Here is a 17,822-nt window from a genome sequence, read left to right on the forward strand (position 1 = left end):
GCGATGATCACGCGCGGTGCTCGACTCCCTCGCCAGCTGTGTCCGCCCGCGGCCGGGGGCGGGCCCGGTGCTGCGCTGTGGCGCGTGATCGCAACCCCTGTGCAGAATGACGCGTCGAAAGGTGATCGTCATCGGCCCGGTCAGCCACCCGGGGGCCGACTGATCGACGTCGTCGAGGTCGTAGGGGAAGACGTCCCTCGTCGAAGCGGAGGTCAGCAGTGAGCACCCGTGGCAGCACGCGTGGCCCCACGAGCGGCGTGGTCTACGTCCACTCATCGCCGTCTGCGGTCTGTCCGCACGTCGAGTGGGCCGTGTCCGGAGCTCTCGGGGTCCGCACCGAACTGCGCTGGACGGCGCAACCGGCAGCCCCCGGTCAGCTCCGCGCCGACTGCACGTGGTCCGGAGAACCGGGCACCGGCGCGCGCCTCGTCGCGGCGCTGCGCGCGTGGCCGATGTTGCGGTTCGAGGTCACCGAGGACCCCAGTCCGGGCATGGACGGGCAGCGCTTCTGCCACGTTCCGAGCCTCGGGCTGTGGCGCGCGTGCACCAGCGCCAACGGCGACATCGTCGTGGGCGAGGACCAGCTGCGCGCGCTGACCGCCGAGCCGGGCGCGCCGGAGTCCGTGCACCACCGCGTGCAGCAGCTGCTGGGTGCCGCCTGGGACGCGGAGTTGGAACCGTTCCGGCACGCCGCCGAAGGCGACCCCGTCACGACGCTGCACCGCGTCGGCTGAACTGCGGCCCGGGCGTGGTCGCCGGCCGCGGGTGCCGCGCCCGGCGACCGCGCTCGCAGGTCACCGGGAGCGGTCGCCGATCACCGCCGTGGTGGAGTGGGCGCGCACCGCGGTGTGCGAAGCTGGAGCAGTGCGATCGGGTGCCTGGTGGAAATGGAGCCTTCCCCTCGCGGTGGTCGTGCTGCTGGGGTCCCTCGCCGGGGGAGCGGTGGCGCGCCAGCTGTACCGGCCCGCCGCGTCGGCGCAGCAGCCGCCCGTCGCCGAACCGGGCGGGTTGCTGCGGTTCACCCCGGGATCCGACGTGCACCCCGACCGGGACGTGGTCGGCGAGCTGCTGCGCACGCACTTCAGCGCGATCAACGAGCGGGACTACGCCGCGTGGCAGTCCACCGTCACCCCGGCGAAGCAGGCCGAGATGCCGCCGGGGAAGTGGCACGAGGAGTACGCCTCCACGCGCGACAGCGACGTGCTCGTGCACCGCATCGAGTCCGGTTCCCGCCGCGACCTGCGCGTGCACCTGAGCTTCACCAGCCACCAGGATCCCGGCGACGCGCCGCCGCAGCTGCCGCGCCCCTGCGTGCGCTGGCGCGTCGTCTACCCGCTCGAGGTGGGCGACGACGGGCCGCGGCTGGCCACCTCCGGACTGCCCGGCAGCGCCCTCGTCGGCCGCTGCTGAGATCCCTCCTGCCCAGGCGGGTGAGACACCCCCGGGCAGGAGAGGGGCCGGGCCCTCCGGGGAGGGCGTGGCGCCGCACCGGACCACACTGGAACCGTTCCAGAGAGCACAATTTTCATGAAAATTGTGAGTTGTCCCCACACGTGTGCAGGACAATCCGTCCCCACGCGATCGGAGGAGAGGGGAGGTGTATCCGGCTCGGGAGCGACCAGGCCGTGCCGAGGTTCCTCCCCGCCACTCCTGGGCACCCGGGGTCAACCCGGACGTCCAGCCGGCTGGCCGGGCACGTGTCCGCCCGAGGCCCGCGGCCCGGCCTCCGAGGCTCAGAGGGGGATGTTGCCGTGCGCACCGCGGCCGGCGGGGGCGGCGGCCAGCGCCTCGGCGAGGCACCTGCGCGTGTCGTCGGTCTCGAGGACCTCGTCGACCACACCGATCGACATCGCCCGGTCGACACCCCCGGCCACGCGCTGGTGCTCCTCGGTGAGCTGCTCGCGCAGCGCCTCGCGCTCCTCCTCCGGAGCGGCGGCCAGCTTCTTGCGGTGCACGATGTCGACCGCCGCCTTGGCGCCCATCACCGCGACCTCGGCGTTCGGCCAGGCGAACACGTTCGTCGCCCCCAGCGCCGCCGCGTTCATCGCGATGTAGGCACCGCCGTAGGACTTGCGCGTCACCAGCGTCACCCGCGGCACGACCGACTCGCCGAACGCGTGCAGCAGCTTCGCCCCGCGCCGCACGACGCCGCCCCACTCCTGGTCCACCCCCGGCAGGTAGCCGGGCACGTCCACGAGCACCACGAGCGGCACGCCGAACGAGTCGCACATCCGCACGAACCGCGCGGCCTTCTCCGCTGACAGCGAGTCGAGGCAACCGCCCTTGCGCAGCGGGTTGTTCGCCAGCACGCCCACGGTGCGGCCGCCGAGCCTGCCGAGACCGGTCACCATGTTCGGCGCCCACCGCGCCTGCAGCTCGGCGAACTCCGCCGAGCCGTCCGCGCGCGAGTCCAGCAGGTCGTGCACCAGCGGCTTGACGTCGTAGGCGCGCTGCGGGCGGTCCGGCAGGTGCTTGCCGAGGTCGCGCGGGGCCTGCACCGACGGCAGGTCGAACATGCCGGGAGTGGCGAACAGGCCCGTGATCTCGCGGGCCCGCGCGTAGGCGTCGGGCTCGTCGTCGGCGACCACGTGCACCACGCCGGACTTCGAACCGTGCGCCTCGGCGCCGCCGAGCCCCTCCTGGTCGATCTCCTCGCCGGTGACGCTGCGGACCACGTCCGGACCGGTGACGAACACGCGCCCGTCCGGGGCCATGACGACGACGTCGGTCAGCGCCGGCCCGTACGCCGCGCCGCCCGCTGCCGGGCCGACCACCACGGAGATCTGCGGCACGCGGCCGGAGGCGCGGATCATCGCCGCGAACATCTGCCCCATGCCGTCCAGCGACTCCACCCCCTCCGGGATGCGGGCACCGCCGGAGTGCCACACGCCGATCACCGGGCAGCGCTCCCGCACCGCCTGGTCGATGGCGTCGACGATGTGACCGCAGCCCGCCGAACCCAGCGCACCGCCCTTGGCCGTGGCGTCGCTGCAGTAGGCGATGACCCTGGCGCCGCCGATGCGGCCGCGCACGGCGAACATCCCGCTGTCGTCGCGCGGGTGCAGCGGTTCGATGGAGCCCTCGTCCAGCAGTTGTTCCAGGCGCTGCTCCGGGTCGCGGGGATCCCGCTGGTCCGGTGCGTGTTCCGGCCGGGTGGCCAGTGCGGTCATCGAAATGCCTCCGACAGGGAGAACCGGGAAGGACGGGTGTCGCGGTGCGCGGCAGCGGCCGCGCACGCGGGGGAGCGACCCCGTGCGGCACCGGGCGGTGCCGCACGGGGGTTCCGGGTGAACGGGCGGATCAGGCCCGGGTGAAGGCGAGCGCCACGTTGTGCCCGCCGAAACCGAACGCGTTGTTCAGCGCCGCGGTCTGGGCGACTTCGCGCGGCTTGTCCGCGACCACGTCCACTTCGACCTTCGGGTCGATGGTCTCCAGGTTCGCCGTCGCGGGGATGACGCCGCTGTGCAGCGACAGGACGGTCACGATGCTCTCCACCGCCCCGGCGCCGCCGACGAGGTGGCCCAGCGCGCCCTTCGGCGCGGTGACCACCGCGTCCGAGCCGAGCGCCTGGTGCACCGAGTGGGCCTCGCCCACGTCCCCCACCGGTGTGGAGGTGGCGTGCGCGTTGACGTGCCCGATGTCCGCGGGCGAGAGGTCGCCGCTGCGCAGGGCCTTCTGCATCGCGTTGACCTGGCCCAGGCCGTCCGGGTGGCTGCCCGTGATGTGGTAGGCGTCCGAGGTGATGCCGTACCCGGCGAGGTAGCCGTACACCCGCGCGCCGCGCGCCCGGGCGTGCTCGGCGCTCTCCAGGACGACCACGCCGGCGGCCTCACCCATCACGAAGCCGTCGCGGTTCGCGTCGAACGGCCGCGAGGCGTGCTCCGGGTCGTCGTTGCGCGTGCTCAGGGTGCGAGCCTGCGCGAACCCGGCGATCGTGATCGGCGCGATGCAGGCCTCCGCCCCGCCGGCGACGACCACGTCGGCCGCGCCGGAGCGGATCAGGTCCATGCCCTTGGCGAGCCCCTCCGCACCGGACGCGCAGGCCGAGGCGGGGGAGTGCACCCCCGCGCGCGCCCGCAGGTCGAGGCTGACGTGCGCCGCCGGACCGTTCGGCATGAGCATCGGCACCGTCAGCGGGGAGACCTTGCGCAGCCCGTCGCTCTTCAGGACGTCGTCCTGCTGCAGCAGCGTGACCGGGCCGCCGATCCCGGTCCCGATCGACACGCCCAGCCGCTCCGGCTCGACCGACTCGGCCTCGTCGGTGGGCAGGGCGTAGCCGGCGTCCTCCCACGCCTGCCGGGCGGCGATCAGCGCGATGGACTCGCACCGGTCCATCCGCCGCAGCTGGACGCGGGGGAGCACCTCGCCGGGCTCGGTCGCCAGCGGAGCGCCGAGCTTGGCGGGCAGCTCGTAGGTGTCCACCCAGTCGGCCTCGAGCCGGCGGACCCCCGAACGGGCGTTGAGCACTCCGTCCCATGTGGACGCGACGTCGCCGCCCAGCGGCGTCGTCGCGCCCAACCCGGTGATCGCTACGTCTGTGGTCATGCGTTCTTGGTGATGTAGTTCACCGCATCACCCACGGTCTTGAGGTTGGCCAGTTCGTCGTCCGGGATCTTCACGCCGAACTTGTCCTCGGCCTGCACGGCGATCTCCACCATGGACAGGGAGTCGATGTCCAGGTCGTCCACGAAGGACTTCTCGATGCTGACGTCGGCGGCGTCCACACCGGCGACCTCTTCGACGATCGAAGCCAGGCCGTCGACGATCTCGTTCTCGCTCACGGGTTTTCCCTTCCTCGTTCGATGTTGGAGCACGGCAGGACCGCCACGCGGGACGCGCGGCGGCTCACGGGCACACGGCGACCTGCGCGGCGTAGGACAGCCCGGCACCGAAGCCCACGAGCAGCATCACGTCCCCGCTGGAGATCTCCCCCGCAGCGCGCATGTGGTCGATGGACAGCGGGATCGATGCGGAGGACGTGTTGCCCGAGTAAACGATGTCACGTGCCACGACGAGGTCGTCACGCGCACCCTGGCTCTGCAGCTTGCGGGCGATCGCCTCGACGATGCGCAGATTCGCCTGGTGCGGCACCAGCACGTCCACGTCGGGCAGCGAGAGCCCCGCGCGCTGCACGGCCTGCTCGGCCACCGGAGCGATCTGCGTGCTCGCCCAGCGGAAGACCGACTGGCCCTCCTGGTAGATGTACTTGCCCTCGCGCAGGTAGATGGTGTCCACCAGGTCGCCGGCACTGCCCAGCACGCCCGGGGCCAGCCCCGGCTCCTCGGCCGGGCCCACCACGGCGGCGCCCGCGCCGTCGGCGAAGATGATGCAGTTGGCGCGGTCGGTCCAGTCGAGCCACTCCTGGAACCGCTCCGAACCGATGACGAGCACGTTGCGCGCCGTGCCGGCGCGGATCGCGTTGGTGGCCGCGTCGAGCGCGTAGACGAAGCCCGCGCAGGCGGCGTTGACGTCGGAGGCGCCCTTGGCGCCGACGCCGATCTGCTCGGACACCTGCGCTGCCGCGTTCGGGATCTGCCCCGGCATGGTGCAGGTGGCGACGAGCACCTGGTCCACGTCGGAGGGGCTCAACCCCGCGTCCGCGATCGCCTTCGCGCCGGATTCGACGGCCATGCTCACCACGGTCTGGTGCTCCTCGGCCAGGCGGCGGTGCACGATGCCGACGCGCTGCTGGATCCACTCGTCGTTGGTGTCGACGATCTCGGCGAGGTCGTGGTTGGTCACCACCCGGTTGCCCTGGGCGGAGCCGAAACCGAGCAGGCGCGCACCGGCAGCGGGGGCGGGCTGGTTGATGGTCGGTCGAGCGCTCACGCGGCGCCCTCCAGGAGATCGGCGACCTTGTCCAGGTCGGCGGGGTTCTTCAGGGCCACGGTCGTGGTGCCTTTCAGGTCGCGGCGTACCAGCCCGGACAGCGTGCCCGCCGGCGGGAACTCCACCACGGCGTCCACCCCCTGCTCGCCGAGCGCGGCCATGCAGCGGTCCCAGCGCACCGGGTTGGTCACCTGCGACACGAGGCGCTGGAGCACCTCGGAGCCGTCGGTGACCACCGCGCCGTCGGCGTTCGACAGCAGCGGCATGCGGGCGTCGGCCGCGGTGAGCTTGTCGGCGTGCTGGGCCAGGCTCTCCCGCGCCGGTTCCATGAACCGGGTGTGGAAGGCCCCGGCCACCGCCAGCGGGCGCACCCGCGCCCCCTCCGGTGGCTGCTCCGAGAGCTGCTCCAGCGCGCTCGTCCGACCCGCGGCCACGATCTGCCCGCTGCCGTTGCGGTTGGCCGGGTCGAGGCCGAGCTGGTCCAGGTGCGACAGCACCGCCTCCTCGTCCCCGCCGAGCACCGCTGCCATGCCGGTGGGTTCCAGCGCGCAGGCCGAGGCCATCTCGCGGCCGCGCACGGCCGCGAGGTCGACGGCATCGTCCGGCGTCAGCGCACCGGCCAGCGCGGCGGCGGCGAGTTCACCGATGGAGTGCCCCGCGATCGGGGTCGTCTCCGGCAGCGTGAACCGCTCGCGCAGCTGGTCGGCCGCGACGAGGGTGGCCGCGACGACGAGCGGCTGGGTGACGGCGGTGTCCTTGATTTCCTCCGCGTCCGCGGTGGTGCCCAGGCGCAGCAGGTCCAGTCCGGTGCGCTCGCTCCAGGCGCCGATCTGCTCGGTCACGCCGTCGAGCTCCAACCACGGGCTGAGCATGCCGGGGGTCTGGGCACCCTGCCCGGGTGCCAACAGTGCGATCACGCCTGCCACTGAACACCTCGCGGCCGGGCGATCGGGATGACGGCAGGAACGAAGTCGCAGGCGCATTGTTGTGGAGTGTCCACAAATCCCCTGCGGAGCGGTGCCGCGCCGCGCAGAATGCGGGCTGCGGTGCCTGCTGCGCGTGATCTTGCTTGGACGCGCCGTCACCGCAGCTCGAGCGGAACGCGCCGCGCACCGCGGCCGCAGAGGTGATCGGCTGCCCCGCGCGCACGGGGAGGGGGCGCGCCGGCAACCACTGGTGCGCCTCCACAAAGCTGCGCGGCCGCGGGGCTGGACTTCCGCAGATCCGGGCCTCCGCGGAGCTGCGCGGCCGCGCACGCCCGGTCGCCGCCGCGCCCGCTGCTCGGGAGGTGCCGGTGGAGGACCGCTCCCGCGCCGGCGCGGAGGCTCACCACAGCCCGCGGGACTTCGCCAGCCGCCCCACGGCGAGCGCGACCCGGAGCACGTGCGCGTCCCGCGCGTTCGACGGGGTGTGCCCGGTGAGCTCGCCGATCCGGCGCAACCGGTACCGCACCGTGTTCGGGTGCACGTACAGCTGGCGGGCGCAGCTCTCCAGCACGCCGCCCACCTCGAGGTAGGCGTCCACCGTCTCCAGCAGGGCGCTGCCCGCGTCCGTCAGCGGGATCATCACCTCTTCGACCAGCTGCCGCTCGGCCTCGGGATCGCCCGCGAGCGCGCGTTCCGGCAGCAGCTCGTTCGACGGCACCGGGCGCGGTGCCGACGGCCAGCCGGCCACGGCCCGCAGCCCGGACATCGCGTCGCTGGCCGAGCGGTGCGCCTCGGCCAGGCTCGGCACGGTCGGCCCCACCACGACCGGGCCCTCGGCGAACGCCTCGGCCAGCCTGCCGGCGGCCTCCCGGCCGGCCCGCTCCTCGCGGGTGCTGCCGTGGACCACCACCAGTCGGCTGCCCTGCACCCCGAGCAGCACCGGGCAGCCGATCCGAGCGGCCCGGCTGCGCACCTGGTACACGATCGACGGCGGGTCGTCCTCGGGGGCGGTGCCCACGAGGACCGTGGCCTCGGAGGACTGGTTCCAGCCGAGCGCGGAGGCGCGCGAGAGCAGCGACTCCTCGGCGTCCCCGCGGACGATGCCGTCCACCACGAGCGCCTCCAGCCGCGCGTCCCACGCGCCGCGCGACTCGGCAGCGGCCGCGTACGAGGTGGCCGCGGCGAACGCGATCTCGCGGGTGTAGCGCAGGATCGACTCGGTCAGCCACCGGTGCTCGGTGTCGTCGGCGGCCAGTCCCGGCAGCCGCTGCTCGAACACGTCGATGGCCACCCGCACCAGCTCCAGCGTCTGCCGCAGGCTCACCCACCGGGACAGGTCCCGCGGCGCCGTGCGGAAGGCCTCGGCGGTGAGCCGGATCGCCTCGGTGGAGTCCTGCAGCCACGCGACGAAGTTGGACACGCCGGTCTGGGTCACCAGCAGCACGCTCGCCCGCTGATCCGCGGGGAGCCGCTGGAACCAGGGCAGGCGCTGCTCCATCTCGGCCACGCTGGCGCTGGCCAGTTCCCCGGAGGCGTGCTCCAGGCGGTGCAGGGTGGCCGCGCTCAGGTCCGAGCGCGTGGCGCCGGCCCGCTCACCTGCCGTTTCGTAGCTCATACCGCCAGAGTCCCACGCGGGTGCTCCGCGGGGATGGCGCCCTCGCGCCGGCGAGCGGTGCGTCACCGGGGCGCGTCGCGTAACCGCTGCAGCCGCTTCACGAGCGCGGGCTGGTGCGCCACGGCCTCCGGCTCGTCGAGCAGCCGGTTCAGCCGCCGGTAGTACTGCATCGCCGAGAGGCCGAAGCGTTCCTGGATCACGCGTTCCTTGTTGCCCGCGCGCTGCCACCACTCGTTCTCGAACGCCAGGATGGCGCGGTCGGTGTCGTTCATGGAATCGCTCATGGCTCCGCCCTCCGCAGGGTCACTCTACCAGGGAACGCCCGCGCTTGCGCACGCCTGTTCGACGGACCCGCGGTCCGGCCCCGGTGGTTCGAATTCCCGCCAACGGCCTTGCGGGGCCGCTGCGCGCGTGGTGGATTCGTCCGGTGATCAACACCTGAGCGAAGGGCGGGACGATGGGCCGCTTCCTGCGAAACGCGCTCCGGCGCAGAGCGCTCGCCGCCGCCGCGGCGTGCGCGGTGCTCGCGCCCGGACTGGCCGGGGCGGCGCCGGTGGCACCGGCCGCGCCCGAGCAGCCGCGCACGGGCTTCGAGGACAGCGGCGGCGCCCGCTGGACCACCCCCGCCGAGGGGGCCGACTTCCTGCGCGCCGTCGACCGGCAGCACGCGGACGTGTCGGTGCGGCGCATCGGCACCACCGTGCAGAACCGGCCGCTGCGGCTCGTCGGCCTCGGCAACCCGGCCGGCACCACGGCGCTGTTCGTGTGCTCGCAGCACGGCGACGAGCCCTCCGGGCGCGAAGCCTGCCTGAGCCGCATCCGCGACCTCGCCACCAGCGAGGACCCGGCCGTGCGCGCCCTGCTGCGCAGCACGCGGCTGCTGTTCGTGCCCAACGCCAACCCGGACGGCCACGTCGCCCGCACCCGCGAGAACGCCCGGGGCACGGACATCAACCGCGACCACCTCGAACTGGCCTCGCCGGAAGCGCGCGCCCTCGCCCGGGTGATCCGCGACCGCCAGCCGGACGTGGTGCACGACCTGCACGAGTACGGCGCCGAACCGCCGTACTACACCGCGGACCTGCTGGCGCTGTGGCCGCGCAACCTGAACACCCGCCCCGGGGTGCACGAGCTCGCCCGCGGCCTCGCCCGCGACCACGTGCTCCCCGAGGCCGCCGCTGCCGGGTACAGCACCGGCGTCTACGGCATGTGGACCGACCCGGCGACGGGCGAACCCGTCAAGCAGGTCGCCGGCGACGGGCAGGAGCGGATCCTGCGCAACACCGCCGGGGTCAAGCACGCCCTCGGACTGCTCGTCGAGGCCCGCCAGGACCCGATGACCGAGGAGGAGAAGGCCGATCCCGCGGTGAACAACCGGCGCCGCGTGCACTCCCAGCAGACCGGGATCACGGCCACCCTGCGGATGCTGCGCGAACGCGGCGCGGACATCGACCGCGCGACGCAGCAGGCCCGCGCCGCCGGCCTGCGCGACGCGGGTCCGGTCTACTTCGGCGGCGCGGACAACGAGCGGCCCGCCCCGGAGGAGGTGGACACCGACCCGCCGGTCGGCTACCACCTCTCCGCGGGCGAGTACGCGGCGCTCGCGCCGACGCTGCGGCTGCACGGCGTGCGCAGCGTCGCCGCACCGGACGGCGGTCGGTTCGTCCCGCTGCGGCAGCAGCAGCGCGCTCTCGTGGCGCTGCTGCTCGATCCGCGCGCCGAGCACGGCGTGCGGTGAGCGGTCACGCCGCCCCCGGATCGGAGGTCTGCGGGCCGGCCGCCTGCGGATCGTCGATCCGGTAGCGGCGGCTCGCCTCCGCCACCTGCGAGCGGTCCATCCGACCCTCGCCGACCAGCGCGGACAGCGCGGCCACCACCATGGACTCGGCGTCCACGAGGAACACGCGGCGCGCCGCCGGCCGGGTGTCGGAGAAGCCGAACCCGTCCGCGCCGAGGCTGTACATCGGTCGCCCGACCCAGGGGCGGATGAGGTCCGGCACCGCGCGCATCCAGTCCGAGGCGGCCACGAGCGGGCCCTGCGCGTCGGCCAGCGCGCGCGTCACGTAGGGCACCTGCTCGTCCTCCGGGTGCAGCAGGTTGTGCCGGTCCGCGGCCTCGGCCTCGCGGCGCAGCTCCGTCCACGAGGTCACCGACCACACGTCGGCGTAGACGTCCCACTCGTCGGCGAGCAGCTCCTGCGCCCGCAGCGCCTCCGGCATGGCCACGCCGGAGGTCAGCAGCTGCACCCGGGGGCCGGGCTCCTGCTCGCCCGGCCGGTAGCGGTACAGGCCCTGCAGCAGGCCCGGCACGTCCAGCCCCTCCGGCTCCGGCGGCTGGTGGTACGGGTCGTTGTAGACCGTGAGGTAGTAGCAGACGTTCTCCGCGTTCTCGCCGTACATCCGCCGCAGCCCGTTCCGCACGATGTGGGCGATCTCGAACGCCCACGCCGGGTCGTAGGAGACCACCGCCGGGTTGGTGGCGGCCAGCAGCTGCGAGTGCCCGTCGGCGTGCTGCAACCCCTCACCGGTGAGCGTGGTCCGCCCCGCCGTGGCGCCGAGCAGGAACCCGCGCGACATCTGGTCGGCCATCGCCCACAGCGAGTCGCCGGTGCGCTGGAAGCCGAACATCGAGTAGAAGATGTACACCGGGATCATCGGTTCGCCGTGCGTGGCGTAGCTGGTGCCCGCGGCGGTGAACGACCCCACCGAGCCGGCCTCGTTGATGCCCTCGTGCATGATCTGGCCCTGCTCGCTCTCCCGGTAGGCGAGCATCAGCTGGTCGTCCACCGGCGTGTAGTGCTGGCCGAGCGGGTTGTAGATCTTCTGCGAGGGGAACATCGAGTCCATCCCGAACGTGCGCGCCTCGTCCGGGATGATCGGCACCAGCCGCGGCCCGACCTCCTCGTCCTTGGCCAGCTCCTTGATCAGGCGCACGAACGCCATGGTGGTGGCCACCTGGTGCTTGCCCGAGCCCTGGCGCACCACGTCGTAGACCTGGTCGCCGGGCAGGGCGAGCGGTTTGGCGCGCACCCGGCGCTCCGGGACGAACCCGCCGAGCTGCTTGCGGCGGTCCAGCAGGTACTGGATCTCCGGGGCGTCCTGACCGGGGTGGTAGTACGGCGGCCGGTACGGGTCCTGCTCCAGCTGCTCGTCGGTGACCGGGATGCGCAGGCTGTCCCGGAAGAGCTTGAGGTCGTCGAGGGTGAGCTTCTTCATCTGGTGCGTGGCGTTGCGCCCCTCGAAGCTCGGCCCGAGCCCGTAGCCCTTGATCGTCTTGGCCAGGATGACCGTGGGCTGGCCGTGGTGCTCCAGCGCCGCCTTGTAGGCCGCGTAGACCTTGCGGTAGTCGTGCCCGCCGCGCCGCAGGCCCCAGATCTCCTCGTCGCTGAGGTTCTTGACGAGCTCCTTGGTGCGGGGGTCGCGGCCGAAGAAGTGCTCGCGGACGAACGCGCCGTCGTTGGCCTTGTAGGTCTGGTAGTCGCCGTCCGGGGTCGTGTTCATCAGGTTGATCAGCGCGCCGTCCCGGTCGGCGTGCAGCAGCGCGTCCCACTCGCGGCCCCAGATGACCTTGATGACGTTCCACCCGGCCCCGCGGAAGAACGACTCCAGCTCCTGGATGATCTTGCCGTTGCCGCGCACCGGGCCGTCGAGCTGCTGCAGGTTGCAGTTGATCACGAAGGTCAGGTTGTCCAGGCCCTCGTTGCCCGCGATCTGCAGCAGGCCGCGGGACTCGGGCTCGTTCATCTCGCCGTCGCCGAGGAACGCCCACACGTGCTGCCGGCTGGTGTCGGAGATGCCCCGGTCGTGCAGGTAGCGGTTGAACCGCGCCTGCATGATCGCGTTCATCGGCCCCAGGCCCATGGACACGGTGGGGAACTCCCAGAAGTCGGGCATCAGCCGCGGGTGCGGGTAGGACGGCAGCCCGCCGCCGGGACCGCGGTGCGAGTACTCCTGGCGGAACCCGTCGAGCTGCTCCGTGCCCAACCGCCCCTCCAGGAACGCCCGCGCGTACACGCCGGGGGAGGCGTGCCCCTGGATGTAGAGCTGGTCGCCCCCGCCGGGGTGGTCCTTGCCGCGGAAGAACCAGTTGAACCCGATCTCGTACAGGCTGGCGGAGGAGGCGAACGAGGAGATGTGCCCGCCGACGCCGATGTCCGGGTGCTGCGCGCGGTGCACCATCACCGCGGCGTTCCAGCGCATCCACGCGCGGAACCGGCGTTCGGTCTCCTCGTCGCCGGGGAACCACGGTTCCTGCTCGGTCGGGATCGAGTTGACGTAGTCGGTGCTGGTCAGCGAGGGAACACCGACGCCGCCCTCGCGGGCCCGCTCGAGCAGCCGCAGCATGAGGTAGCGGGCGCGCTGCTGGCCCGCGTTGCCCAGCACGGCGTCGAACGACTCCATCCACTCGGCGGTCTCGTCCGGGTCGATGTCCGGCAGGTGGGCGGCCTGCCCGTCGCGGATGATGCGCACGCGCTCGGTGCGGGCGGTGTTGGGGTTGTCGTTCGGCGAGGACAACGGAACATCCTCCACTGCGTCGTGGACTGTGGCGGGGAGCGGCCGTCCAGGGCGGCCGCGGCGCGGACGGCCGCCGGGGCGGACGTCCGCGTGACGTCGGACACTGCCCATGGTCGCATTTCGCGGCGCGATCGGGAGGGGGAGCGGATGCGGAGTTTGGCCCTCCTCCGGGTGTCCCCGCTGGCGCGCGGGGGCTAGAGTCGGATCACACGAGACGCCGTCGGCGTGTCGGGCACGCGAGCGGTTGCGCCGGGGGCACTTGGCAGTGTTCGCTGACGACCGCATCGGAAAGATCCACGTGCGGTGGCAACCGCACCACAGCATTGGAGGAGTGAGAGCACCGTGGTCGCCGCGGGAGACGCCGGCAAAGGCGAAGTCGACGTCGCCGACCGGCTTGCGATCGAGCCGGACCTGATCGTCCAGGAACTCGGCTGGGACGAGGATGTCGATGACGACGTCCGGGCCGCGATCGAAGAGCGTTGCGGGAGTGACCTGCTCGAGGAAGATGCCGACGAGGTGGTCGACGTCGTGCTGCTGTGGTGGCGTGATGACGATGGCGACCTGACGGACACTCTTCTCGATGCGATGACTCCGCTGTCGGACGAGGGGGTCATCTGGGTGCTGACCCCCAAGACGGGCCGGGAGGGGTACGTCGAGCCGAGCGATATCGCCGAGGCCGCCGACACCGCGAACCTGGCGCAGACGGCCAACGTCAACATCGGCGAGAACTGGCTGGGAACGCGCCTCGGCGGGCGCCGGGCCAAGGCCGGGAAGCGCTGAAGCTCGGCGGTGGGCGCTCCGCGCGAGGCGCCCACCCCCGGCCCCGCACCGGGCCGTCGCCCGGTCCGATGGTCATGCCTGCACCGGGCTGCGCGGTGTAGGTTCGATCGGGAAATCTCATGTCGAACGAAGGGTGCACTCATGACGGTTGAGGTCGGTGCGCAGGCGCCGGACTTCACACTGCCGGACTACAACAAGCAGCAGGTCTCGCTGTCCGACTACCGCGGTCAGAAGAACGTGCTCGTGGTTTTCTACCCGTTCGCGTTCAGCGGTGTCTGCCAGGGCGAGCTGTGCCAGGTGCGGGACGACCTGAGCTCGTTCCAGAACGAGAACGTGCAGATCCTCGGTGTTTCCGTGGACACGCCGTTCTCGCTGAAGGCCTGGTCCGACCAGGAGGGCTTCACCTTCCCGCTGCTGTCGGACTTCTGGCCGCACGGTGAGACCGCGCAGGCCTACGGCGTGTTCAACGCCGACGCGGGCATGGCGCTGCGCGGGACCTTCCTGGTCGACAAGGAGGGCGTCGTGCGCTTCGCCGAGGTGAACCAGCCCGGTGACCCGCGCGACCAGGAAGGGTGGAAGAAGGCCCTGGCGGAGCTGGCGGCCTGAACCACCTGAGTACCGCGCGTGGCCCACCGGTAGAGTGGGATCAACGGTTCGACCTGCCGGTCGGCCACGTCCGGGGCGCATAGCTCAGCGGAAGAGCACTTGCCTTACAAGCAAGGGGTCGCTGGTTCGAGCCCAGCTGCGCCCACCCTCCTTTCCCAGTTCAGCGGGTCGTTCTTCCCGCGGGATGTCGTTCGCTGAAGCGCTGGGTGACTACCTGGGTGATTGCGGATCGCGGTCCCCGCCGAGGAGCCGAGCCGGCGTCGCGGTCGGCTCGGCGGAGGCGGATCGGGCCTACCGGTTCTGAACGGGTCGGGGCTCCGGCTGCTGTCGTGCCCGAGCGTCCGCCGCGGCTCTGCTCGGAGCTGGGGCGGCGCGTCGTGCGTCCACCTGCGCGGAGCTCGGATGCCCGGTCGTCGGTGGCAAGGATGTCGCTTCAGCTCCCCGGCCGAGTGCGGAGCCGAGCGGCTGTTCGCGGTGCGGAGCTGATTTCCGCGCGGCGCGAATATGCAAGGCCGAAGAAGGCGAGTCTTCCGGGGCCTCTCGACCCGCGCTGCTCCGCGCGTGCGGACTGAATCAACAGCGGGATCGCCTCTGCTATCGTTCCTGGTCAAAAAGGGTGCTCCCCGCGCACGCGGGGGTGATCCGACGGCACCCCGGTAGTCACCCCGGACGAGATGGTGCTCCCCGCGCACGCGGGGGTGATCCGCAGCACGAGTGGAACTTCTACGACGAGGTCCGGTGCTCCCCGCGCACGCGGGGGTGATCCCCAGGCAGAAGATTGGGCGGATGAGGCCACGTCGTGCTCCCCGCGCACGCGGGGGTGTTCCGGAACCAGGCCCGAGCGTGCGCCGACGCCAGCTGTGCTCCCCGCGCAGGCGGGGGTGATCCCCGCAACCATCATTTCGTGGTGGACCCGGCGAAGTGCTCCCCGCGCACGCGGGGCCAAATCGGTGGGGCGCCGCTCACCGGTCGCTTCATCGAACTGCTGAGCCGACTCCTGCTCCCGGTTTCGCATCGTGAAGATCCGGTCTACGGCCCGGGCTCGGTGATGACGGGGCGATGCTGCGAACGACCTTGGGGAGGGCGCAATTCCGCACCCGCGGAGCTCGTCGGTCGGCCGAACCGTGTGCGGCGTACGTGCCTGCGAGGCAACGAGCTCGAAGGAGCTGTTGCGGTCGCTGGTGAACGCGTAGCCAGCACTGGCGCGTTCGCAGCCTGCGCTGTCACCACGGGGTTCGGGCGGCCGGTGGTTGTCGCGATCAGGAACCGCGGAACTTCCGCCGTCCGATCTCGGCCAGAATCACCAGCAGCGCGAGTGCCGTGAGCACGATGACCACCCACGTGACCGCATCGGGTAGCAGCGATGAGCGATCAGACGTGACCGTGGACAGCAGGGACGTCAAGACCAGGGCCATGATGATCGACTCGGTCACCAGAAACCAGAGCGGTGTGCGCTTCATCAGCACCTGCGCTCGTGTCTCGCGCGGGTGTGGTGGGGCCTGCTGAGGGACTGCGGTTGGCCGCTCGTCGCAGGAACGGCAACGGATCCGTGCGATCTTCCACCGCAGCTACGGCACGTGGATCCCGAGCTCGCTCGGGGGCGTGTGCCTGCTGGGCGTGGAGTGAGCATGCTGGCGCGTGCGGATGCTCGGTGGTCGGGTGTCAGAGGTGCCGCAACCGACCCCCGCGCCGGGCGCGGGGGTTCGTGTAGCGGAACTGGTGCCTCCGGGAAGCGCGGAATTGCTGGGCGGCGAGCAGGCCGGTCTTCCGAGTCCACTTGGCGCTGGATGCTTCTGGTGCGGAGTGACCCTGCAGCGGGGTTCCGTCTGCTAACGTCCCTGGTCATCAAGGGTGTTCCCCGCGCACGCGGGGGTGATCCTGACTGCCATCGGCTCGTCGGCCTTGGTGGCGTGTGTTCCCCGCGCACGCGGGGGTGATCCGCCGCAGACGTCCGGTCGCTCGACGATGTCGAGGTGTTCCTCGCGTACGTGGGGGTGATCCCAGGACCGCTTCGAACAGATCGCTGAGGAGATCGTGTTCCCCGCGCACGCGGGGGTGCGCCCGCCGGCCTCGGCGGGCGCTGCTCGTTCAGCCGCTCTCCGGTCCGCAGCTAGCCGCCCCGTTGCCCTCCGGCGCGAGGCTCAGGAGCCCGCAGCCGTAGGCCTTCGCCGGCCCGACCCCGTCGATGATCGCCTGGACGAGCTGGTCCGGATCGGTCACGACCAGGCGCCCGTCGAAGCGCACTGGTGCCACGGTGATCTTGTTGCGCCGGGCCTTCGCCTCGCCGGTGTCGTCCTGCTGCCGCCCGCTGAGGTCGGGCAGCGGGGTCGCCGCCACGTCCGGCTCACCGGTCCTGCCCGCAGGGAGGACGAACCCGCGCTGTTCCGCCTGCCGGGCCAGCCAGGAGAGCTGCTCCTCCGGCCGCTGCAGGGGGACCCGGCGGTTGTGCCGGCGGGTCCCGTCGTTGCGCTGGTCGTTGTTCGGGTGCAGCCGCCGCGTCGGGTTCGCGACGATCCGGAACCGGAACGCGGCACCGGGCCGGACGGCCTGCAGCACGGGTTGCAGGCCGCGCACCTTCCCCCGTTCGCAGAGGTAGTTCTCCGGCAGCCCGTCCCAATCCGGCCGGGTGCGGCTCTGCACGTACAGCACGTACCCCTCCGCCGCGCGGTCGAGCCGCCAGAGCACGCCGTGCTCGCGGCGCGCGGGGGTCTGCTCGGTGTCCGGGAACGCCCGCATCACGGTCCGGTGCATGTCGTGCACGTTCGCGACGTCGCGGCGGAAGTGCCGGGAGAGGGTGTTGACCGGCAGCTTACTCAGGAACATCGACAAGCTCCATCGTGGAATCCGAAGGCACGGGCACCTCCCCGGTGCGCACGGCCCGCGTGGCGTAGCGGCGGTCGCGGCGGTCGAACGATTCCGGGTGGTCGTGCCGCGGTTCGGCCGCGGGGTCGGTGACCGCGGTGTCGACCACGGTGCGCAGGTGCGCGTCGGGGTCGTCGGCGGCTTCCCGCCTCTGGTCCGCGCGCGTTTCCAACCACGGGTGCGCCCGCAGCACGTCCTCGAGCGGGCGGGCGAAGCACCCCGTGCCCTCGGTCGACCGCCGGTCGGCAGCGGCGACGAGCGGGCGGGCCGGGACGAACGCCTTGCGGCCGAAGAACAGCGGCCAGCGCGGTGCCCGCACGGCCCGTTCGAGCTCGGCGAGCATGTCCTCCTCGCCTTCAAGGGCGACGAGGAACAGCGCGTCGGCGAGGTAGTAGCGGTGGCTGACCACCGTGCGGTGGCCCTTCCCGTCGGTGTTGGGAACGTCCTGCGCCGTGTGGAAGTCGCGTTCGACCAGCCCCTCGCGGTCCACGCGCACCCCCATCCGCAGGGCGGCGAGTTTCGAGATGGCCTCGTCGTCGCGGGCGATCCCCCGGGCCGCAGCCAGGAGGCCGACGATGCCCGACTTGGTGGGCTCGCGTTCCGTGTCGCGGATGATGAACTTCGAGCGGCTGCCCCAGGACTGCATCGGTGCGTCGATGCGCAGTGCCATCGTGCGTGTCGTCATGGTGC

At 72.3% G+C, this 17,822-nt stretch carries 16 protein-coding genes, 1 tRNA gene and 1 CRISPR repeat array; of the genes, 6 read left to right on the forward strand and 11 right to left on the reverse strand.

Annotated features, from left to right (window positions below):
* The first annotated feature begins 257 nt into the window (after positions 1 to 257).
* Together ACVGV0_RS05860 and ACVGV0_RS05865 are read left to right on the forward strand one after the other, a co-directional pair.
* The gene (locus tag ACVGV0_RS05860; RefSeq protein ID WP_459159937.1) at positions 258 to 734 is read left to right on the forward strand and encodes a DUF3145 domain-containing protein; all 477 of its coding nucleotides are present in this window, start codon (positions 258 to 260) and stop codon (positions 732 to 734) included.
* Between the two features lie 172 nt (positions 735 to 906).
* A complete protein-coding gene (locus ACVGV0_RS05865) occupies positions 907 to 1,410 on the forward strand; it encodes a hypothetical protein (RefSeq protein ID WP_459158834.1) in 504 nt (167 codons plus the stop codon).
* Between the two features lie 323 nt (positions 1,411 to 1,733).
* Here the strand turns inward: ACVGV0_RS05865 and ACVGV0_RS05870 are convergent, their stop codons facing one another.
* The 7 genes from ACVGV0_RS05870 to ACVGV0_RS05900 form a co-directional block, all read right to left on the reverse strand.
* Positions 1,734 to 3,170 carry an acyl-CoA carboxylase subunit beta gene (locus ACVGV0_RS05870; RefSeq protein WP_459158835.1) on the reverse strand — a complete coding sequence of 479 codons (1,437 nt, stop codon included), beginning with the start codon at positions 3,168 to 3,170 and terminating at the stop codon, positions 1,734 to 1,736.
* A gap of 130 nt (positions 3,171 to 3,300) precedes the next feature.
* Positions 3,301 to 4,545 (reverse strand): beta-ketoacyl-[acyl-carrier-protein] synthase family protein, encoded by a 1,245-nt coding sequence (locus ACVGV0_RS05875; RefSeq protein WP_459158836.1) that lies wholly within the window; start codon positions 4,543 to 4,545, stop codon positions 3,301 to 3,303.
* On the reverse strand, positions 4,542 to 4,781 hold the full coding sequence (locus ACVGV0_RS05880; RefSeq protein WP_459158837.1) for an acyl carrier protein: 240 nt from the start codon (positions 4,779 to 4,781) through the stop codon (positions 4,542 to 4,544). Before ACVGV0_RS05880 ends, ACVGV0_RS05875 begins: the two co-directional genes overlap by 4 nt.
* A 64-nt stretch (positions 4,782 to 4,845) precedes the next feature.
* Positions 4,846 to 5,829 (reverse strand): beta-ketoacyl-ACP synthase III, encoded by a 984-nt coding sequence (locus tag ACVGV0_RS05885; protein WP_459158838.1) that lies wholly within the window; start codon positions 5,827 to 5,829, stop codon positions 4,846 to 4,848.
* On the reverse strand, positions 5,826 to 6,746 hold the full coding sequence (locus ACVGV0_RS05890) for an ACP S-malonyltransferase (protein ID WP_459158839.1): 921 nt from the start codon (positions 6,744 to 6,746) through the stop codon (positions 5,826 to 5,828). Before ACVGV0_RS05890 ends, ACVGV0_RS05885 begins: the two co-directional genes overlap by 4 nt.
* Before the next feature lie 409 nt (positions 6,747 to 7,155).
* Positions 7,156 to 8,370, reverse strand: a complete 1,215-nt coding sequence (locus ACVGV0_RS05895) for a PucR family transcriptional regulator (protein ID WP_459158840.1) — start codon at positions 8,368 to 8,370, stop codon at positions 7,156 to 7,158.
* A 62-nt stretch (positions 8,371 to 8,432) separates the two neighbouring features.
* Positions 8,433 to 8,654, reverse strand: a complete 222-nt coding sequence (locus ACVGV0_RS05900; protein ID WP_459158841.1) for a DUF3263 domain-containing protein — start codon at positions 8,652 to 8,654, stop codon at positions 8,433 to 8,435.
* A 173-nt stretch (positions 8,655 to 8,827) separates the two neighbouring features.
* Here ACVGV0_RS05900 and ACVGV0_RS05905 point away from each other — a divergent pair, with 173 nt between their 5' ends.
* Positions 8,828 to 10,108, forward strand: a complete 1,281-nt coding sequence (locus tag ACVGV0_RS05905; RefSeq protein ID WP_459158842.1) for a M14 family zinc carboxypeptidase — start codon at positions 8,828 to 8,830, stop codon at positions 10,106 to 10,108.
* A gap of 4 nt (positions 10,109 to 10,112) precedes the next feature.
* On the opposite strand, the gene aceE is transcribed toward ACVGV0_RS05905, so the two are convergent.
* On the reverse strand, positions 10,113 to 12,884 hold the full coding sequence (gene aceE / locus ACVGV0_RS05910; protein ID WP_459158843.1) for a pyruvate dehydrogenase (acetyl-transferring), homodimeric type: 2,772 nt from the start codon (positions 12,882 to 12,884) through the stop codon (positions 10,113 to 10,115).
* A gap of 342 nt (positions 12,885 to 13,226) precedes the next feature.
* On the opposite strand from aceE, the gene ACVGV0_RS05915 reads away from it, so the two are divergent.
* The 3 genes from ACVGV0_RS05915 (at position 13,227) to ACVGV0_RS05925 (ending at position 14,415) form a co-directional block, all read left to right on the forward strand.
* Entirely contained in the window at positions 13,227 to 13,664 is a 438-nt protein-coding gene (locus ACVGV0_RS05915; protein WP_459158844.1) for a DUF3052 domain-containing protein, read from the forward strand.
* A 141-nt stretch (positions 13,665 to 13,805) separates the two neighbouring features.
* Positions 13,806 to 14,270, forward strand: a complete 465-nt coding sequence (locus ACVGV0_RS05920; RefSeq protein WP_459158845.1) for a peroxiredoxin — start codon at positions 13,806 to 13,808, stop codon at positions 14,268 to 14,270.
* Between the two features lie 73 nt (positions 14,271 to 14,343).
* Positions 14,344 to 14,415 (forward strand) — tRNA-Val (locus ACVGV0_RS05925).
* A gap of 471 nt (positions 14,416 to 14,886) precedes the next feature.
* A CRISPR array of direct repeats spans positions 14,887 to 15,216; the repeat unit is 24 nt; unit sequence GTGCTCCCCGCGCACGCGGGGGTG.
* A gap of 313 nt (positions 15,217 to 15,529) precedes the next feature.
* On the opposite strand, the gene ACVGV0_RS05930 is transcribed toward ACVGV0_RS05925, so the two are convergent.
* The 3 genes from ACVGV0_RS05930 to cas5e form a co-directional block, all read right to left on the reverse strand.
* A complete protein-coding gene (locus ACVGV0_RS05930) occupies positions 15,530 to 15,736 on the reverse strand; it encodes a hypothetical protein (RefSeq protein ID WP_459158846.1) in 207 nt (68 codons plus the stop codon).
* Between the two features lie 622 nt (positions 15,737 to 16,358).
* Complete coding sequence (cas6e, locus tag ACVGV0_RS05935) at positions 16,359 to 17,093, reverse strand: type I-E CRISPR-associated protein Cas6/Cse3/CasE (RefSeq protein ID WP_459158847.1); 735 nt, start codon at positions 17,091 to 17,093, stop codon at positions 16,359 to 16,361.
* Positions 17,080 to 17,817 carry a type I-E CRISPR-associated protein Cas5/CasD gene (gene cas5e, locus ACVGV0_RS05940; protein WP_459158848.1) on the reverse strand — a complete coding sequence of 246 codons (738 nt, stop codon included), beginning with the start codon at positions 17,815 to 17,817 and terminating at the stop codon, positions 17,080 to 17,082. Before cas5e ends, cas6e begins: the two co-directional genes overlap by 14 nt.
* Between the last annotated feature and the right edge of the window lie 5 nt (positions 17,818 to 17,822).

The sequence above is a fragment of the Salinifilum ghardaiensis genome (genome assembly GCF_054491345.1).